Raw genomic sequence first — 22104 nt, forward strand, 5'->3', positions numbered from 1 at the left:
AGAGGGGGCATGCCGGGCCCTGCAGAGCCGGTGCGGCTGCCACCGCGTGCTGAGGTTGATGTGCGCCAAAACTGGTCGCACGCAAGTGCTCAAGCCTTCTTCGCATGCTTGCTCCCGTCTTCTTTCCCGTGATGGAGGTGATGTTCACGATTTGATCTTGGTTTTATTCGACACGTGAGTTTTTAGTGGTGCGGTCATCCATTTCCGTTTCGCGAGAAAGGTTCGCTACGCAACGTCGCCTTAGGGCCACCGAAAAACGCCGACGACGCTTGCAACTGGAGTGTCTTGAGCAGCGCAGACTGCTCACCGCGGTAGCGATGCCGCAACCATCGCAACAGCGGCTCGTTGATGGGCTCGAGAATCTATCGCAATGGTCCGAATCGTTGCGTTCCTTTGGCGAGTTGGACCTGCCTATCTCAGTGATTCGCCCCGATGCGGTCCAGGCGAGTGTGACAGTAGGCGATCATCTTCCGATCGGATCGATTCTGGAGTCCAGACTTGTCGACCCGGTCTCGTCTTACTTTGCCTCCTTGGCAGGCGGTGTCGGCGACAGCACCGCGCTGGCAGCCCTTTTGAATGCGACCGACCTCTCCACTTCGAATCAGTTGTTGTTTGAAGTGGATATCAATGAGATCCGTACAGCGACACAGCAGATCGATCTATCGCGATTGCAAGATGAGTCGGTGTTGCGGATCGATGCCTCGCAGGAGGTCACCGTTTCGGTTGAAAGTGGAGTCGATCTTCGGCTCCGATTCGGATTGGATCTTGATCCCGAAATTGACTCCATCGACAGTTTCTTTATCGAGCCGACCGAAATGGTGTTCTCCAGTTCGGTCAACGCTGGTGATCTGATCCTGGATGCCGACGTCGGTTTTTTGTCGATGAACACGTCGTCCGGCGCGATGGACGTTGACGTCCAGGTGAAGGCCGAACTGTCGGATCCCGATCAGGGATCGTCACCGCGAATCACATCGGCCCAGCTTCGGGGAATGACGCTTTCCGAGTTCGTTACGACAACGACCCTTGCGTCGACGTTTGAAGCACGCTTGCCTTTGGTTTCTGAATTTGCCAGTGACGCGACGAACCGATTCGACATCGGCAAGCCACTGGTCGTCACGGTTTCCGACGACGTTTACGAAGGGGTCGATCCGACCATCACCTACGCCGGCGATGGGCTGGAGGAGTTTCGTAGTTTTCGACGGATTGACGCGGGGCAAACCGTCAGCCTTTTTAAGGAACTGTCCCGCTGGTTTGATGCCTTCGCCGAAACATCCGCATTGCAGGTCCAGTTGCCACTTGTCCAGAACACGACCTTTGGGGATCTGGTTGACTTTGGCGATCTTGTGACGACGCAGCTCGTCAGCCCATTGGTCGATGATAGCGATGCCCCGACCTTTGCAACGGTTCAGGAACTGGCCGAGCAGCTTGTCGTTGCGACCGGACGTCCGATCGCCGAGATCGATCCCCGCTACGACACGGCTTCTAACCGTCTGTCGTTCCACCTTCCGCTGAACGGGGTGCAATTCGACGCGTCGGCCGCGGCAGCAGTGTTCGACGTTGATCTGGCACCGCTCACACTACTCAATCAAACGAATTCGATTTCGTTGGTGGCGAGCAACAACGAGCTTCGATTTGACGTTGAAATCGACCTTTCACCGTTTCAGGCGACTTTCCGTGGCGAAGTCGATTTGCCCGCCGACGGTCAATTATCCTCCGATGCCAGTTTCGCATTGGCAATCAATGAACAATCCCCCGTCTCGGTATTGGTGTCGCGCGACACCAATAACACCGGGCCCGCCGATTTGGTCGATGACTTCCTCACCGCGCTCAGCGCTGCGGGCTTGTCTGACGTTCAAGTAACCTTGGACCAAGGACGGTTACGTATGACAGCGCCTGAATCGGATTCCGTGGGCGCGTTGATCGTGATCGCGGATCCACTGGACACGGCGGTTACGGAACTGGGGCTGGCGCGGCCAGTTGAATCGACGGTTGCCAGTGTGTCGGGTGTCCAATCGCTCAACGCGTCAGGTCAATTGACCGGCGATGCTCACTTCAACCTCAGTGTGCACGGTGAACCAACGGTCGCGGTCACTGTCAACTCGGCATCCACGGCCGACAATCAGTCGACCGACATGTTGCTCGACGACATTCGTGATGCATTGACGGCATCAGGACTCGGTAATGTCGGGGTTGATCGGATCGAGGACGCGTTAACATTTTTCACGACCGACGACGTGGAAACACCCAGTCTGGTGCTGACATCGACGGTTGGGGATCCGGCGGTACTGGAACTGGGATTGGCCGTTGAGTTAGCTTCGCTCGGACCGATCGCGCTCGGTGGCGGCGTCGATGCCCTCGACGGTCGAGTGTTGCTCGATAATCTGGTTGTCGACGTCGGTGTGTCTGGCACCAGCAACGTCTTTGCTGCCGATGCTCGCTACGGATTCGTCGATGTTGGAATTTCCAACGGCAGCGTTTCCAATACGTATTCACTGCTGATCGCGTCGCCGGCCAACCAACCGCTTCCACTGGACGATCTGCTGGCCGAATGGAATAAGCCTGACACAACGTTTCAGATTGAGCGCACCGGAAATGCGTTCGTCAGTCTTCCCATCACCCCGGCCGGCAACCTGCTCACGCTGACCGGCTCGCCGCAGTTAGATGTGTCGATCGACGACTTGTTCGGAAATCGAGTCATCGCGTTGTCGGGCCAAGACTTGGGCGCATTGGAACCGCTGTTAACGCTTGACTTTGCCGACGTGGTAGCCGGATTTACAGACATCGGCCGCGTGTTGGGCGTGTTTCTTTCTGCGCAAGCTGTAAACCAACCGTTGTTGTACTCGCCGCAAACGACTGCCAAAGCGGTGGAACTGGTTTCTGACTACGAGGGGAAATCAGCGACATTTTCCCAGGCCCAGGTCGCGAGTTTGCAGCAGCTGGAATCTGCGATCGAATCCGCATTCGAATTGGCCGATTCGCAAGTCACACTTCAGGTCGCAACCGATGGCAGCTTGAACGTCGGGTTGGATTGGGAGCTGAATCCCAAACAACAGTTGACCTCGATCGACATCGATCTGACCGCGTTGTCCAATGCCACGGTCGGTGGCATTCCCGAGTGGTCGCGTTCACGATCGCTCTACGAGTCTAACCGACGCAGCGTCCAAACGGTCGGCGGCGGTGACGTGCATTTGGACTTCGGGTTCCAGTTGACACCGGGACTGGAGCCAGTGCTTTATGTCAGCGACACGAGCAATGTCGATCTGGCAGTGCAAATCGATCAGAACAATTTCAACACGACAGTCAATTCCGGGCCGCTGTCCATGGCCGTCTCGGGCGGTTCGATCGTGCTGGACGATGGAAATGGTGCACCGGCCCGTTATCAATTGTCACTGCCAGTGATCGCCGGTGGCCGTTACGTCGCTTCGGCGATCAATGACGGTGGCGCAGTGCAAGCAACGGTGCAAGGCCGGTCGACCCTGACATTGCCTTTGACTCATCCGACAACCTCGGTCGCTTTGAGTCCGGCATTGCGAATTGACGTCCCCGATTTGTCAGCGATGGACTTTTCGGTCGCAACCCCCGACTTGGCCGACATTGTCGATCAGTTCGATGCGTTTGCCGACCAGCGTGCGATGCCGGGATTCGTACGACGCGTCTTCGATTTGTTGCAGACGACGTTCAACGCGTCGGTGGGTGATGTCAATCAGCCGATTATCGGACAGTCGCTTTCGGATTCGACATTCTTGTCGGATTTAGGAAACGAAATCGCAACGGCACTGGAGTCGGAGTTTGCCGCCGGCCGGACAAGTTTTACGGACGTTCAGGCCGTGTTTCAAACCTTCAATCTTGGACCACCGCCGGCACCAGTGCCTCCGCCGGTCGCCGCTCCTCCGGAAGACATTCTCTGGACGGGGCAGATCACTTCGGGGCTGCCGGGAATCACCCGGATTCAACCCCTCGCAAGCGGAATCCCTGGGCTTTCGACCGATGTCGACGCGATCCTGGTCGGTGACGGGACCGTGGCGATGAATTTCGGTTACGACTTTGTGCTCAATGAGCCCGTGATCGGACTGGAGGAGCTGGATGAATTGAATCTCAGCCTGGTCGGAGCGGTGCCGCAATTCAATCAGCTCGAACCGGTCAGAGGAAACCAGGGCAGCATCGAAACCTACGTCCGCGACGACAGTCTGATCCTGACCCATGCGCGGACGTTCGCCGAGGGAGATCGGCACAGCTACTCGGTCGATTTAAATGTCGGCGATCCGATTCAAGTCGTCGTCATGCCCAGTGCCACGTTGCGGCCCCGTGTCAAAGTCACCAAGCCGGGGGGCGGCTCGGTTGTGTTGGATGTCAGTACCCCGTTTCTGGATACTTTTTCGTCGTCGCCGAATCCAGGCGATCCGGTGATCTTTGCCGGCCGGGACGCGATCGCGTCGGTTGCCGGCACGTATGTCATTGAAATTGATGACTTCACCAACTCGTCAGGCAGCTATGCCGCTTGGTTCGGTGGCACTCGGATTCAAGAGAAGATTGTCTTCGATCTCGGGAAAGGCGATGACATCATTTATGAGAGCGAGCTCGATAAGGGGTTGACCGTTGACGACATCAAGGCGGATCCCCAAAGGGCGCCGGTCAAACGATCGCAGGTCAAGGGCGATGCGTTCTTTGATGTCGTCGTCGAAGGTGACTCGCAGGATGGATTTAATTATCTGTCGTTGGACGACTTGGCGATCGAGACCGACACGCCCGGTCCGGTCAGCCGCACGTTGGATCTCGTCGAGCGTGCCGGGTACACACCGGCAACACTCGACAGTGGAACACTCCGCGTCATTTTCGATGGCAGCGTGCGAACCACCGAGCAGCCGACATTCAACACCGGCGTGTTGCGCGTTCGGTTCTTGGACGCTGCAAATCAACCCGTCGGTTCGGGCCAGTCGTTGAACATCGTCGGGCAACAGTTTTCGATCGTGGGCGTGCCAGCATGGGATTCTGCGGGGGTGCAGTTGCGTGGATTGGTCGATGTTCCCGCGGGGGCGCGCAAACTGGTCTATGAACTGAGCGTCGACAATGGTTTCCAGGGCGACGTGTTGCTCAGCGACGCAAAGCTGGTGGTGCGACACAACGAACCGCTGATGCGTTTCGGCATCGAAACCCAATGGCCCATCGACTTTGACGTTCCGCGAGCGTTCACGCCGAAGGAGTTGGCCGACAGCATCTCACTGGCCCAACAATCGGTGGAGTTCGTCGGGCTAGAACTAAACGTCGGTGAAGCCATTCGGCAATTCGCCAAACCGGTCATCGATGAACTTAAAGCCCAGACGACGTTGCTGCGTGACCCGGTGGAATCGCTGCGCAAGCCGGTCGTGTCATCGGATGCCCATTGGACTCTGCGTCGAGTCTTCGGATCGACGACCATCTTGGACATGGTTGAATCCGTCACCGGCGATATCGAATCGTTCGAAGACATGGACCAGTTCTTCAAGGTCATCGACATCATCGCCGACATGAACCCGTCGCAACCGGGCGCCGGGTTCATCGATATCGGCGGATTCCAATTGTTGATGAATGACTATGATCCGCTGCAACCCGAGTCGCCGACCAACCGTCGTGACTGGATCGACGTCGTCTTGTATGACGACAACAACCCCAACGTGATCACCGATTTTGATACTCAGTCGGGCGAGTACGCCTTTAAAATCAACGAGTTGAAAGTCAACGGCGGTGGGGACCTTCAAATCGACTTGCTGCGAAACGCACGTGGCTTTTCGGATCTGTTGATCGGCCGGCCCGTCACGATCGTCGATTTCCAGATGCCTGAGTTGAATCTGCGTCACACGATCAACCGTGGCTTTGGCGTGACGATCTGGGACTTCCTGCCGGGGTTCAGCAACCGGCTCAGCGGTGAAGTCCGGGTCAGGGCGAACATTCATCTGGGATATGACAACATCGATGGCCCGTTTGTCTATGCCAATGATTCGTTGATCGAGCTTGGTGGCGAAATCACAGTCGACTTGGCGACTTTTGAGATCAGCTTGCCCTACCTGGAAGCGGTCAAGAAAGTCACCGAAAAATGCAACAAGGTGATCGCCGGGATTTGCGATTCCGTCGCAAAAGTCGTGGAATGGGTGGACGAGCAACGCATCGCAGTCGGCCGCGCGGGGCTGCGCGGCGGCATCGACGTCAACGTCACATTGAAGCCGAAAGATGCCGACGGCGACGGCAAAATCCGCGCGACGGAGTGGGAACAAACGGCGCAGTATCGTGACAACATCGATCAGTTGACCGCTACCGGTTCTGACGGCGCGCTCGATGCGTCGGCAATTCTGACCCAGGTCGGGATGCACTGCAAATTCGACTTCTACGGACAGATCGATGGTGTCATCGAAGCGTTCTACCGCGCCGGGAAGGCAGGTTCCGATGAAAAGAATCTGGCCCGCATCAATTTGTATCATTCCAACAGCGCACACAACTTCGTGGCGAATTTGACCAATGATACCAATCGATTGATCGACCTGATCAATGCCAATCAATCCGGCGATGATCTTGCGCACGTGGCATTGGCCGATTGCGGGGTGAATCCGCCGACGCTGGCGACGCTCGTGCCGGGAAGCGGACCCGACGAATTGACGTTATTGTTGAATATGGGGCCGCGGGCGGGGTTCCGGCAGACGGTCAACACGACCGATGGCAATGAGACGTTTTCTGTCGAAAACACCGGAACGCCTGGCGTCGTGAGGGTGACTTTCGGTCCCTTCGTTCAAGTCTACGGTCAACCCGGCAAGACGATTACCAAGGTCGTCGCCGACGGCGGTCAAGGCGATGATACGATCGTCGCGGCCGACGACTTCAATATCGCAGTCGATTTTTACGGCGGTGCCGGCAACGATTTCTTGGTCGGCGGCATGCTCAACGATGCGATCAATGGCGGTTCGGGACGCGACACGTTGGTCGGCGGTTTGGGTGCCGATCAAATGGACGGCGGTGGCGATCCAGACGAAGTCCGCGGCGGAGAAGGCGCCGACACGCTGTACGGCGGTACGGGCTGGGACAGCCTGTACGGTGGCAGCGGCAATGACCGAATCGATGGTGATTCCGGCAATGACCTGCTCGTGGGCGGAACCGGCACCGACGTGTTGCAAGGCGGTAGCGGGTCCGATCTGTTGTATGGACACCTCGATCCGGCCTCTCCGGGGACGTCCGATGACTCCGCCCCCGACTCGCTTCACGGTGGAACAGGCAACGACTTTCTCGACGGCGGCTTCGGCAACGATTTCTTGTCCGGCGACGAGGGCCACGATCAACTGTTCGGCAACCGTGGCAATGACGGACTGTCCGGAGGGACCGGCGACGATACGCTCGACGGCGGTGACGGAGTCGATTTACTCGAAGGAGACTCAGGCGCGGACCTGTTGCGCGGCGGAGATGATGACGATGTTTTGTACGGCAACAATCGCACCAACTCGCCCGGAGATTTATCAGGCGACGTGTTGTATGGACAACGAGGCGATGACGAACTCCATGGCCAAGACGGCGACGATTTCCTGGACGGTGGCGACGACGCCGACACGTTGCATGGCGGCGACGGAACCGACCGACTGTTTGGACGCGATGGACAAGACGTCTTGTATGGGGATGCCGGTAATGATGCGGTCGACGGCGGTAATCAAGACGATGTTCTGTATGGCGGGCCGGGAATGGATACGTTGTCAGGTGGATTCGGCGAAGACACGCTGCGTGGCGAAAGTGGCAACGACGAGCTCTATGGGGGGCCCGACAACGATACGATCGAAGGTGGCAGCGGATCGGACCTCGTGGACGGACAATCGGGCAACGACACCATCTATGGTCATACGATCGATGGCACCGGGGATGACAATTTACGCGACCGTCTTAACGGCAGCTTCGGTGCGGACACCATCTACGGTGGCGGCGGTCCCGATATCATCCGCGGCGGCGGCGACAACGATTTCCTGTACGGCCAAAACGGCGACGATGAAATCTTTGGCGAACAAGGCATCGATCGGATCGAAGGGGGCACCGGAAGCGACACCCTGGATGGCGGATCACAGAACGACTTTGTCTATGGACATTCCGCCAGCGGGGCCGGCGATGATCTCGCCAGCGATTCGTTGCTCGGCGGATACGGTGACGATCTGCTGATCGGAAATGGCGGACCCGATCACATTCGCGGTGGTCCGGACAAGGATTTGATCTATGGGCACAGCAACAGCGGTACCGCCGACGACGAAGCCGCCGATTCGCTCTATGGAGACGACCACGAGGATACGATTCTCGGGCAGGGAGGACCGGATACGATCTTTGGTGGCCACGGAAACGACAGCCTGATCGGTGGTGCGGGGGCCGACGTCATCAACGGCGATGACGGTCATGACGCATTGTTTGGTGGTGAAGACGCCGACTCGATCGACGGCGGCGACGGTAACGACGAAATCGAAGGCGGTGAAGGGGCCGACACGATTTTTGGCGGCGCGGGGGATGATCGGGTCCAAGGCGGTTTGGCAGCCGACTCGATTCAAGGAGGAACGGGCAGGGACGAACTCCGCGGAGGTGAGGGCGACGATGTGATCGCCGGCGGTGAGGATGACGACCGAATTTTTGGAGAACAAGGCAACGATCATTTATTGGGCGACGATGGTAATGACACCATCGAGGGTGGATCGGGGGTCGACACCCTCCAAGGCGGTTCGGGAGATGACCGTCTGATCGCCGGATCGGGAATCGGAAATGTGATTCGCGGAGACGCAGGCGACGACTTTATCACCGGTTCGGATGAAGGTGGTGAATCAGATCCCGACTTCAGCGATGCGACCTACTTCGGTGACTTCATCGACGGCGGCTCCGGGGCGGACACGATCGATGCGCTCGGCGGCGCCGATCATGTCCTCGGTGGCGTCGGAAACGACACGATTCGTTCCGGAGCCGGTGGCGACTTTGTCCAGGGCGGATGGGGTGATGACCTGATCGATCTCGGCAGCGGGACCCACGACGTCGGCCACGGTGATGAGGGCAACGACGTGCTGTACGGATCCGTGTTCGGCGACGACATCCTGATCGGTCACAGTGGCGATGACAAACTATTTGGCCGCGGCGGCAACGACGGCCTGTACGGCGGAGACGGGGACGACCTGTTGGACGGCGGCACCGGAACGGACGTGATCTCCGGCGACGCCGGAGATGATGAATTGATCGGCGGCGGTGGCGTCGGCGATCAACTGTCGGGCGGTGCAGGCAACGATGTGATCCGCGGCAGCGACGACGGTGCCGACATCGCCGACGGGGGACCCGGTAAAGATGTGATCTACGGATTCGGCGGAAACGATTCGTTGGCCGGCGGCGATGACGACGACGTGATTCATGGCGGATCGGGCGACGACCTGATCGAAGGCGGACAGGGAAGCGACACGTTGCTCGGCGAAGCGGACCACGATGTGATCTACGGACACACCGCGGTGGGCAGTGATGACGACGACGCGGTCGATTATCTGTACGGTGACTTTGGCATCGGCAGCGTCGGCACGACCGTGCTGGTCACCATGGGCAATCCCGGACGAGACCAACTGTTCGGCGGCGGCGGGAACGACTTGCTGTTCGGCGAAGGCGATGATGATGCGATCAACCCGGGCGCCGGGGCGAGCGACGTCGTCGATTTCGGTTCGGGTGAGTCCGCCGTCCCGAATGATTTCATCCCTCCCAGTCCCACCCCCGCCCCCGCGGTCCAGTCGCAGGATTTGCCACAATCGCAAGCGTCAACATTGCCAACCGGCGACGATGAAGCCGGACGATGGCATGGCGTCGGCGGATCCAACGGTTCCGACGGGATCAGCGGGCGTGTCGCGTTGGCGACCGAACCCTCCATCGCCATTGTTGGTGACGCGCGCTACGTCGCATGGGCGGACGACCGATCGGGAACCTACCAGATTTACGTCGCACGCCATGACTCCGCCAGCGGCTGGACCGAGTTGGACCGGTCCGCCGGTTACGGCGGCATCTCCAACAGCGGATCGTCTTCGCGGGCACCTTCGATCACGGTCGATGCCAGTGGCCGACCGGTCGTTGCCTGGACAGAACGATCCGGGACGCAGTCGAACATCCATGTGGCGGTCTGGAATCCTGTTGACGGCCACTGGCAATCGCTGGCCGGGGCGGGGCAGTCCAGCCGTGCCAGTGAAAGCGGGCGGGCGTCCCAGCCTCAGATCGTTTCAACGACCGCCGGCATCGTCGTCTTTTGGATCGACGAACTGACCGGCACACGCGATCTGGCCGCGTTTCGATTTGATGGCGTCGCCAACCAGTGGGTCGGGCTGGACGGATCGTCCAACGGTTTTGGTGTTTGCCTGACACAAAACGTGCTGGACTATTCCGTCGATGTGGACGGTTCGAAAATCGCCATCGGATTCACCAAGACCGACGGCACGGTCTCCAACGTCCATGTGAAAGAGTTCGGAGGAGTCAGTTGGACGGACTTGTCCGCATCACCGGTCACCGGAATCAGCGATGCGGCGGAATCGGCGTCCGAAGTGTCCGTCGCCTATCACCAAGGCGAACTGTTTGCGGCCTGGACCGATTCGCTTTCGTCCGACTCATTCGGCTCGGAAGTTTATGTCCTTCGCCGGACAGGGACGACGTGGACTGATGCGGGAACCGGATCGGCGGCCGAACGAGGTGTTTCGGGGCCGATCCGCCAATCCACCGGCAGGGTACACGATCCCGTACTCTCGTCCAACGCCGGGCGATTGTATCTCAGCTGGATCGACCACCGCGATGCGATTGATCCTGGCAAAGTGTTTTCGCTTCAATGGTCGGGGCTGCAATTCCAAGCGGCAATTGGCGGCGATGCGAGCGGTGCGGGCATCGTCCGCGGGCAAGATGACATTGACACGATCGTGTCGTCGGTCGACTCGTCGGGGCGACTCTGGTTGACATGGGCGCGACAACATGACGGTGTCGGGGCGATCGGATTGGTCGGCCAAGGCACCTCGGCAACCAACGTCTTTCTGGCCGATTCAACCAACACGGTCGCCAACATTCTGGCAACGACTGATCTGAATCCCGGCGACAGGATCGTGATCGTCGGCGATCAGCCCGTCGGGTTCACGGTGCTCGCCGCGGACTCCGGCGTCCAGATCCTTGGTGCACCAGGAGTTTCAATCCATGGCCCCGTTGCCGTCGACGGCGCCACCGGCGTGCTGCTGCAAAACCTGCAGCTTGAGTCTTCGTTGTCGATCCTCGACGCGTCAAACTTCACCATGCGGGATTCCTCGCTTCTGGTCGGCGGCGTGTTCGTCAGCGGCGGAAACAACCTGAGTTTCATCCGCAATGACTTCGGCTTTCCCGTGACCCTGGCCGGTGCCGGCAATGGAATCTTGCTGTCGCAGAACCGGTTCCAATCGGGGCTGGAATTGACCGGGAATGCCGTCGACGTGGCGATCAACGACAACATCGTCGCGTCAGACGGGATCGACGTGTTCGGCGTGACAAGCGGTGTCATGCGAGCCAATTCTGTCGTCGGCACACTCGATCTGCAAGCCGAATGGACGGGCGCGATCGAGGACAACCGTTTCCATGGTTCACCGGTCGGTGTGCGTTACGCGGCGCCCGCGCAACTGCGGGACAACCGAATCGATGGAAACCAGACCGGTGTCGTGGTCGATTGGAACGATCCCGCTTCCGGTTTCGGCCAGGTCGGCGTTCACGCGACCAATCAAATCGAAGGCAATGGGACCGGCGTCTTGCTGAATACGACCAATGCGACCGTTTCCGGACAAGAGATTCACAACAATGGCGTTGGCATCAGCGGTGTCGGCCGTGCGGGTGGCTTCGATCCGCTGCGGCCGAATCGGTTGGTCGGAAATACGACCGGCATCGCCACAACCGGACCGATCGAATTCAATACCATCATCGGCGGATCGGTCGGCATCAGCGCCGCGTCCACGCAAACGATTTCGCACAACGTTTTTCAAAACAGTGCGACATCGATCGACGTCAGCGGCACGACGAGCACACGAATTCAAAGCAATACCTTCGTCGACACCAGCGGCACCCACGTCCATCTCCACAACCAAGCGATGGAGACGGAGATTCGTGGCAACCTGATGTCGACGTCGGGAGGAACAAACATCGTCGTCGAACCCGATAGCGAGCCGGGGTTCTTTTCCGATCACAATTTGCTACATGCGGAAGACGGCGGGCATCTGGTGCGTTACTCGGTGACGGACTTCGATGACATCTTGGACTGGCAACGCGATCTTCACAAATTCGATTTGAACTCGTTCGGAACGACGGTGGTGTCCCCGACCGGCATCGAACCGGTTTATTCGCTCGGGACATCACCACCGGACCGTTTGATCCGCGCCGCGGCGAATCAGCGTCGGACCGGTCCGGGAACCGACGGCGGATCATCGTTGACGCCGGTGGCGACTTCGGTCGCGGCAAACACGATCGCAAATCCCGTGTTCTCCGGCGGCATGACCGGATGGACGGCGTCACCGACGCTATCACGTTCGCTCAGTACCGAAGCATTCTATCAGGGCAACCAGTCGCTGCGGATCGCCACCTCGATCTCAGGAACGCTTTCACAAGTTGTTGGTCTCAATTCAGTCGGGGTTGATCTGACGAAAGTTGATGCGGGACGAATGGATGCGGTCGCATCGCTTCGTGTACGCGTTGAAGGCGGCGGGCCACCGAAGTCAACGTTGCGGCTGGAGTTGGAGTTTCGTTCGGCATCCGATTCCGTCTTGAAGACGGTCCAGGTCGATGCCGACGCATCCGATGATCGCTGGTCTCTGGTCGGCGACCGCGTCGCGATCCCACCGCTGACGCGCAGCGTGGCGTACCGCGTGGTGTCCGATGGTGCGGCGCCTGTTGGAACACAGGAGTTGATCGACGACGCATCGTTGATCTTCGTCGATGATGCCTTTGCGGCGGACCTGGGAGCGGGCGGCGGCTCCGAATCCGATGCCGGCCAGATCGCCGGACCACGTCTGTATCTCCGCCGTCCCGACTTGTATCTCGATTGGGAACGCGATGTTCCCAAAACGATTCACTGGGATTCACACGATGTGCCGGCGAACGAACCGATTCGGATCGAATTGTGGCAAGACACAAGCGATGGTCCCGCCTTCTTGACGACGATCACAACCGCGACGGCAAACGACGGGCAATACACATGGACTCCCGTGTCCAGCGGGATTGATTTCGGCACCCATGGCTTGCGGCTTCAACTTTCCCTGGCAAACGATCGGATCGTGTTTGACCGCAGCTTTGAATCGTTCAGCGTCCCGGAGCAATCGTCGCAGTACTTCGTCAATGATGTCCTGAGCGGTGCAGACGAATACACGACGGCCGCCGGTAGCCACCGCAATACCGGCCGCTTGCCCACAAGTCCGAAACCGTCGATCGATTCGGTGCTGCAGGCATACATGTTGTCGGCCGGTGACACGCTTTACGCGGACAACGGTGATTACCGCTTGTTTTATCCCATCACCATTTCGAATGTTCCTGGAATCGGCGACGACGAAGGGTTTGTGATGCGCGGCGCTCTAAATGGGACCACGACGCTGCGTCACGCCGGACCATTGACCGTCGCGCCCTTGGTCGAACTGCTCGACGCGGATTTCGTGACCGTCTCGGATTTTCGCTTAAATGATGCCCAATACGGTTTGTATGCGAGCGACGGGACGACCTCGCTGACGGCTGAGCGACTTGAGGTCAGCGGACATGACGTGGACGGGATCTCTCTAGGTAGTGGACATGCACAGCGACTGACCGAGATCACGGCGGCTGACAACGGGCGGTTCGGAATCTATTCCCAAGGATCGGTGGGCGAATTGGTCGCCGCTGATGTTTCCGACAATGCCAGTGGCGGCGTCCGCATCACCGGAAACGTCGGCTTGATCAACCAATCGGCGTTCTACAACAACGGTGGCAGCGGTCTGTATCTGGACCAAGCCGGGTCGGTCACGATCACATCCAGCACGGCGTCTCGAAACGACGGCCATGGCCTTTTCGCCTACGGGTTGGTTGATGGTGCAGTGATCGGCACCAGCGACCTTTCACTCGCGGCGGGCAACCAGTTCTATGAAAACGCGGGCGACGGTGTGTACGCCAGTGGACTCGCATTGATCGCCGGCAACGTCGCTTACGGCAACGCCTCCGGCGCCGGTGTGCGAAACAGATCCGGCGGAACGGTTCAGAACAATGTCTCGTTCGGAAATCTGGTTGGAATCGATTCGTATGGGCCGGTGATCGGGAATCGCGTCTACGACAATCGCGATGGCGTTCGTGGATACTACGATGAATCGATCCGGGACAACGTCGTCTATTCAAACGATTATGGCATCCTGGCATTCAACAGCTCAGAGGATGTCAACAATAACCTGGTTTACGACATTGCCGAGATCGCGGTTTCGCTCAATCAGCCACAGGAAACAACTCGAATTCGCAACAACACGATCGTGGTCGGCGGTCATGCTGCGGCGTTGCGTATCGTGGATGGCCACGGCCCGTCCGTCACAAACAATATTCTGGTCGTCGATGGTGGTAGCGTGTTCGATTTGAACGCTCCCAGCCAGTTGACTCATCGGTCGGATTACAACCTGTACCATGTCACAGGGACGGGCAATCTGGGAGTCTGGGCCGGGGTGGCGCGAAGCACGCTCAGTGCATGGCAACTTGCAAGTGGTGCCGATGCTTCCAGCTTGGTCGGCGACCCTCACTTTGTTGACGTTGCCGGAGCCGATGGAATTGTTGGTGCCAGCGGAACGGCTCGCGGGTTTGACGACGATTTCCACTTGCAAAGCCAATTCGGCAGCTTGCATGGTCAGAGCTTTGCCCCCGTGATCGATCCCGCAAACGGATTGCCGGTGTTGGCTATCGGGACTTGGATGCTTGATGCACGGCAATCCATCGGAATCGACAGGGGGGATGAATCGATACCGGTGGGTGACGAACCGAGCGACAATGGCGGCTACATCAACTTGGGAGCCTATGGAGGAACAACCGCAGCATCCAAGAGCCCGTCGCAGTTCATGTTGGTGACCAAACCGTCCGCGGCCGCCAACTGGCCGGCCGGTCAGTCCTTCCCCATTCATTGGCGCACCAGCGAGACGGGGGGAACGGTTGACATTCAACTGGTTCCCGACGGTGGCGGCACGCCAATTTTGATTGCTGATGACACTACCAACGACGGGCAATTCACGTTCACCGTTGACACGTCCGTCCCTCCGGGAGCCTATATCGTCAGCGTTGAAACGGCGGCTGGCTTGGCCGGAATGACCCCATTCCCGATCCATGTCACCGGTCAAATCAATGCGTACTACGTCAACATTCCCGGCGACGCTGACCTGACCGACAACCAGTACACCACCGCCGCCGGCGACCCCTCATTCAGCGGCACCTCGCCCGATGCGCCCAAGTCGTCGATCCGCGAGATCTTGTTCGCCTACGACCTGGAACCGGGAGACATTATCTTTGTCGATACGGGGCTGTACACCGTCGAAGCCAACATCGTGATCGATGCGGAGGATTCGGGGGTGCGAATCGTGGGTCCGACGGAGGTCGGCAAGGCGGCGATCCTGGATCGCGGCAACACCAACGCGGGCAGCTATGTGTTCGATCTGGTGGGCACCGATTCGGTGACGCTGTCGAACCTGTCGATCAGCGGGGCCGACAGCGGGATTCATCTGGGGACAAGTGCCGGCAACACGAACACGACGATCGTCGGGAATGATCTGTTCGGCAACCAAACGCACGGCGTGGTTGTGTTCGGCGGGAACACGGACACGCTGATCGAGGGCAACTCCGTTCACGACAACGTGTACTACGGGCTTCGAATTGACGGTGACCGGACGACGGTCTCGGGCAACCGGGTGTACGCCAACCAGTCTGGTGTGTCGGCCGGATACACGGGGCAACAGACCCAGCGAACGATCATCGACAACGTGGTCCACTCCAACACGTCTCAGGGGATCTATTTGTACGGTTTCAATACCGAAGCGATCGACAACGAAGTCTACGGACATAGCAGCGGGGTCGGTATCCAAATGGAACCGGGCAGCGTGGCGCGTGGCAACGTGGTGCACGGCAACGATGTCGGGATCGGCACCCAATACGGTGCCACGGTCGATTCCAACCGGGTTTACGACAACCGGATCGGGATTCGAACCACCAGCGGCTATGACACGGTGCTGGTCGGCAACCGCGTGTATTCCAACAGCGAGGGGATTCGGATCGATGGCCAGAACTATGTCACGATTTCAAACAACCTGGTCTACGCCAACACGAACTCGGCGGTCTATTTGAAGGGCGGCTATCGCAGCGGCGAGGCCCATCCCCGGATCACCGGCAACACGATCTACCAATCGGTCGGCGATGCGGTGACGATCGAACAGTCCAGCGAGGTGCGTCTGTCGAACAACATCCTGTGGGTGGAAAACGGCGCGGCGATCAGTGTCGCCGCCGATGCCCAGGTTGGCTTCGCCAGCGATTACAACCTGTTCCATCTTGCCGGGGCGGGGATTCTGTCTCGCTGGGACGGACAGGGGATCGACGGCTTGGCCAGTTGGCGATTCGAATTGGGGTTTGATTTTGACGGTCTGTCCGGTGACCCGATGTTCTTGGATGTCGATGGTGACGATGGCCTGGTCGGTTTCGACCGCGACGTGCTTTCGACGATGATCATCGACGACGGCGATGCGGGATTCAGTACGACCGGAACCTGGACGACGTACACCACCGGGGGCGGCAACCCCGGCGGATTTGATGACGATTACCGGCAGGGAGATTTCGGGGACAACGGGACGGCCACCTGGACGTTCTCGGGCCTGACCGCCGGCACGACGTACCGGTTAGCTGCGACGTGGCGGGGTGACTACTACGCCGACGCACAATACCGCGTCAGCAGCGGCGGTCGAGAGATCGGAGTGGTCAACAAACGACAATACGAGTTCGGCGGCGACGCGGCGGACGACTTCATCGCCGACGGCCACGGTTGGGAATGGTTCGGCCACTATGTGGCGTCGGGTGACACGATCCAGGTCACGCTGATCGATACCGGTGGGTTCCGCTATTCGTATGCCGATGCGATGCGTTTGGACGCGATCGCCGGGGATCGCGGTATCGACGATGATTTTCATTTGCGTAGCGGTTCGCCGGCGATCGACCGTGGCGATCCGCTCTCGCCGTACTTCCTGGAACCGCTGCCCAGCGGCGATCGTATCAACCTGGGTGCCTACGGGAACACGTCCGAAGCGACGCCGAGTGATTCGCAAACCGTTCAAGTCACGTCGCCGGTGGGTCTGGAGAAGTGGACGGCGGGCGACACCGAAACGATCGAATTCCGCTCCAGTGGCTTGACGGCGATGCGGACCGCGTTGGCGCTCAATGCCGGGGGAACGGCCGTCGGCGGTTGGAGTGGAAATGCTTTCCAGGGCAATTCCCATCGCGCCAACGTGGCACAACCGGTGGACCTGACGGCGGTGCCGAACCCTGCACCGGCGGAGATCTATCAAAGCTATGCGTACAGCGCCAACTCCGTCGAACCACTGCGCTACGAGTTGCCCCTTCGCAGCGGCAGCTACACCGTCCGACTGCACTTCGTCTCGACACCCTACACGACGTTCGATTTGTCGCTGCAAGGTCAGGTGGTGGAATCGAGTGTCGATCTGAATGCTCAAGCCGGCGGGACGGAACGAGGGCTGGTCAAGGAGTTTGCGGTCACGGTGGTCGGTGATGAAGGGCTGGTGATCGAGATGGCCAGTGTCAACGGCTGGTTTGCCGAAGGTCTGGCGGGCATCGAGGTCTTGCAGCCCAACACCAACGGTTCGGCGAACCCGACGGCCGCGATCGATGTTTCGACCGATGGCGGAGCCAGCTGGGCGGAAATCGCGACGGGAATTGCGTTAGACACCCGCGGTGTGGGCCGATACGACTGGACGATCCTCAGCGGGTTCATCACCACCGGGTCGACGGCGCTGGTTCGTGTGCGCAGCGGCGGTGTAAGCGGTCGTTCGGCATCGGCGTTCATGATCACGCCGGCTGGCAACCAGTTTTACGTCAATGTCGCCGGTGACGCAGACTTGACGGACAACCAGTACACGACCGCGGCCGGTGACAACGCGGCCAATGGTCGATCGCCGTCGACGCCGATGGCATCGATCGCGGCGCTGCTGCGGGCCTATGACCTGAATCCCGGAGACACGATCTATGTCGATACCGGGACGTATGACCTGCTTGCCAACATCGTGATCGATGCGGAAGACTCGGGTGTGCGAATCGTGGGTCCGACGGAGGTCGGCAAGGCGGCGATCCTGGATCGCGGCAACACCAACGCGGGCAGCTATGTGTTCGATCTGGTGGGCACCGATTCGGTGACGCTGTCGAACCTGTCGATCAGCGGGGCCGACAGCGGGATTCATCTGGGGACAAGTGCCGGCAACACGAACACGACGATCGTCGGGAATGATCTGTTCGGCAACCAAACGCACGGCGTGGTTGTGTTCGGCGGGAACACGGACACGCTGATCGAAGGCAACTCCGTTCACGACAACGTGTACTACGGGCTTCGAATTGACGGTGACCGGACGACGGTCTCGGGCAACCGCGTGTACGCCAACCAGTCTGGTGTGTCGGCCGGATACACGGGGCAACAGACCCAGCGAACGATCATCGACAACGTGGTTCACTCCAACACGTCTCAGGGGATCTATTTGTACGGTTTCAATACCGAAGCGATCGACAACGAAGTCTACGGACATAGCAGCGGGGTCGGTATCCAAATGGAACCGGGCAGCGTGGCGCGTGGCAACGTGGTGCACGGCAACGATGTCGGGATCGGCACCCAATACGGTGCCACGGTCGATTCCAACTGGGTTTACGACAACCGGATCGGGATTCGAACCACCAGCGGCTATGACACGGTGCTGGTCGGCAACCGCGTGTATTCCAACAGCGAGGGGATTCGGATCGATGGCCAGAACTATGTCACGATTTCAAACAACCTGGTCTACGCCAACACGAACTCGGCGGTCTATTTGAAGGGCGGCTATCGCAGCGGCGAGGCCCATCCCCGGATCACCGGCAACACGATTTACCAATCGGTCGGCGATGCGGTGACGATCGAACAGTCCAGCGACGTGCGTCTGTCGAACAACATCCTGTGGGTGGAAAACGGCGCGGCGATCAGTGTCGCCGCCGATGCCCAGTTTGGATTTGCCAGTGATTACAACCTAGTGCACTTGGGAACCGGATCTTCGGTCAGCTACGGCATTTTTGCCGGTCAAATTCAGAGCGATCTGGCGGCTTGGCAAGCGGCGACCGGCGATGCGGCACGTTCGATCGCCGCTGACCCGTTGTTCTTGGATGTCAATGGGATCGACAACCGACTCGGGTACGTCGACGGCCAGGATCACTCACGGGACGACAACTGGACGCTCGGAAAAGCGTCGCCGGCGATCGACAGTGGGTTTAGCTGGGTTGCGTTCGCGTCTGACGCCATCGGGTCGCCGCGTCGCGACGACGTCGCGACTCCAGATTCGGGATCGCTCGACTACTTTCAAACGCCGATCAGCGACACGCCCTTTGTTTCATCCGGAACGGCGATGAATTGGAAAGCTGGGTATCCCGACTACGCCAGTCAGTACGTGCTGCCATTCGCGTTTCCGTTCTTCGGCCAAGTCTATGGGACGGTCACGATCACCACTGGGGGCCTGATTCAGTTTGAGAATACTGGCTCTATCCACTGGGACGAGACGGCCGCGGATCGATTCTCCGATGCGCCTCAAATCGCCGCCTTGTGGGACAACTTGCGAACCAACGAAACGGATGACGACATTTTTATCGACGAATCGACTGCGGATCAGGTGACGATACGTTGGGACGCGACCCATGTCGACGATGGGCGCGACGTCGATTTTGCGGTCACGTTGTATGCCGACGGAGAGTTCCGATTTAGCTATGGAAGCGACGTCTCCGGCAGTCCTGTAGCCGGGTATGCGGATCCACGATCCGCTAGGACGCACTTTGTTTTGCCGCCATTGACGCAATCGCCGGCTGCGAATCAGGCGATCGATTTCGAGCTGCGACCCGGCCAGGTGGATCGCGGCGCCCTCGAATTTCGTGGGTCCAGCGATGACAATCTGGCCCCCCTTGTCACGTCGACGCTGCCCGGTGCGATCGGGCAGCAACAACCGATTTCGGCACTGATCGATTCGGTTCGGATTCAGTTCAGTGAGGAGGTGAATTACTTTGACGCCGGATCCTTTGCCGCGTATGAGCTGCGTGAGGCCGGCGCGAACGGAACGTTCGGTGACGGCGATGACGTCGTCTATCAGCTCGTTCCGCAGTTCAGTCTGGGCAACTCGTTCGTAGATCTTCAGATTCTGTTTGCCCAGGCACAGCAAAGTCTGCTCTCGCAAAGCCCGATAGCGGACGGCCCAATTTCACAAAGTCTCGCACCGTCCCTCCTTGAGGGTTTTCTGCCTGAAGGCACTTACCGCTTTTCGGTTCAAAGCGATCAGACCGGCGGAGTGCGTGACACTGCGGGCTTGCTGATTGACGGCGACGGTGACGCGAATCCTGGTGGTAATTACGTGCGGGAATTCGAGGTCTTTTTCCTACCGGAATTCACCTCTCTTTCGCTTTCCGCCAATGCGAATGAGGGCGGGACGGCGACGCTTTCGGGTGAAATCATCGACCATAGCGCGGCGACATCGCATTCGGTGCAAGTCGATTGGGGCGATGGGACCGCGATTGCGACGTATGCGATTTCCGCCGGACAGACGTCCTTTCAAATCCACCGGACCTATGCACAGGACAGCGTGCCCGCGGCTGGTGGGCAGTTCGTTGTCACGGCCACGTTGGTCAACAACCTAGGACGATCCAGCGGCGCAAGCGGTCCGATGGGAGTTGCCGTGCACAACGTGGCTCCAGTTCTGACCAGTTTGACAGCGCCGACCGATGTCACTGAGGGGCAGGAGTTCACACTGACGGGACAGTTTAGCGATCCCGGGACAGCAGACACGCACGTGTTGTCCGTCGATTGGGGTGACGGCAGCCCAACACAGCAGGTGACACTTGCGGTCGGCAGTCGCGAGTTTTCTGTACCGCACATTTACCTCAATGTGCCGTCGCGTCTGACACCGATCGATCGCACGATCAACATCACACTCGGCGACGACGGTTCCACAACCGTCAGTGCCAACCGTGGGATCCGGTTGACCCCGATCAACGCACCACCATCGATTGACGATGCGGTGATGGTGGTCAACGAGATGGCCGACGATGGTCAGATTGTCGGCCAATTGATCAACGCCGACCCGGATCTGATCGCACCGAATGAGGACACTCAATCATTCGCCATCGTGGGTGGATCGGGGTTGGGGCGATTCGCGATCGACAACAGTGGGATTATCACGGTCGTCAACGGGGCGGCACTCGACTTTGAGTCGGTCAACTCGTACTCCTTGGTCATTGAAGTGACCGATGGTCATGGTTTGAAGGACCAGGCGACGATCACGATCAATCTGGCGAACGTTCCGGAGGTGGAATCGATCCAGATCGGAGATGGAACACGCCAGCGGAGTGTCATTCGTCGCATCACCGTTCGATTCGATACGCTGGTCACTTTCGATCCCGGCGCGTTTGAAATTCAAAAAATCGGTGGCGGTTCGATTCAACCCGACGTGGCAACCGAGGTGGTCAACGGAAAGACGGTCGCAACGCTGACGTTCCAGGGACAATCCACGATCGGCGGATCTCTTGCCGACGGCAATTATCGCCTAAGGATCGTTCACGACAGGGTGGTTGCAGGGGAGCTGAAGATGCGGACCGATGCGGTCGACGATTTCTTCCGGTTCTTCGGGGACACCGACGGCGACCGGGACGTCGATGGCCAGGACTATGGCCGGCTGGGGCTGACGTTCCTGAAATCTTCGCCAAATCCCGCATTCAATCCCGCGCTGGACTTTGACGGAGACGGCGATGTCGATGGTCAGGATTATGCGAATTTCGGCGTGCGGTTCCTGCGGAGGCTTCCCGAGTAGCATCTTGGTGGGAAGAACTGGCAAAAATCCCTGTCTGTGCGTGATT

1 protein-coding gene is annotated in these 22104 nt (G+C 59.1%); it reads left to right on the plus strand.

Features of this window, described 5'->3' with window-relative positions; translation table 11 throughout:
• Positions 1-317 precede the first annotated feature (317 nt).
• Entirely contained in the window at positions 318-22058 is a 21741-nt protein-coding gene (locus tag Mal15_RS28750; protein ID WP_147870904.1) for a right-handed parallel beta-helix repeat-containing protein, read from the plus strand.
• Positions 22059-22104: the final 46 nt, after the last annotated feature.

The organism is Stieleria maiorica (genome assembly GCF_008035925.1).
Taxonomy (GTDB): domain Bacteria; phylum Planctomycetota; class Planctomycetia; order Pirellulales; family Pirellulaceae; genus Stieleria; species Stieleria maiorica.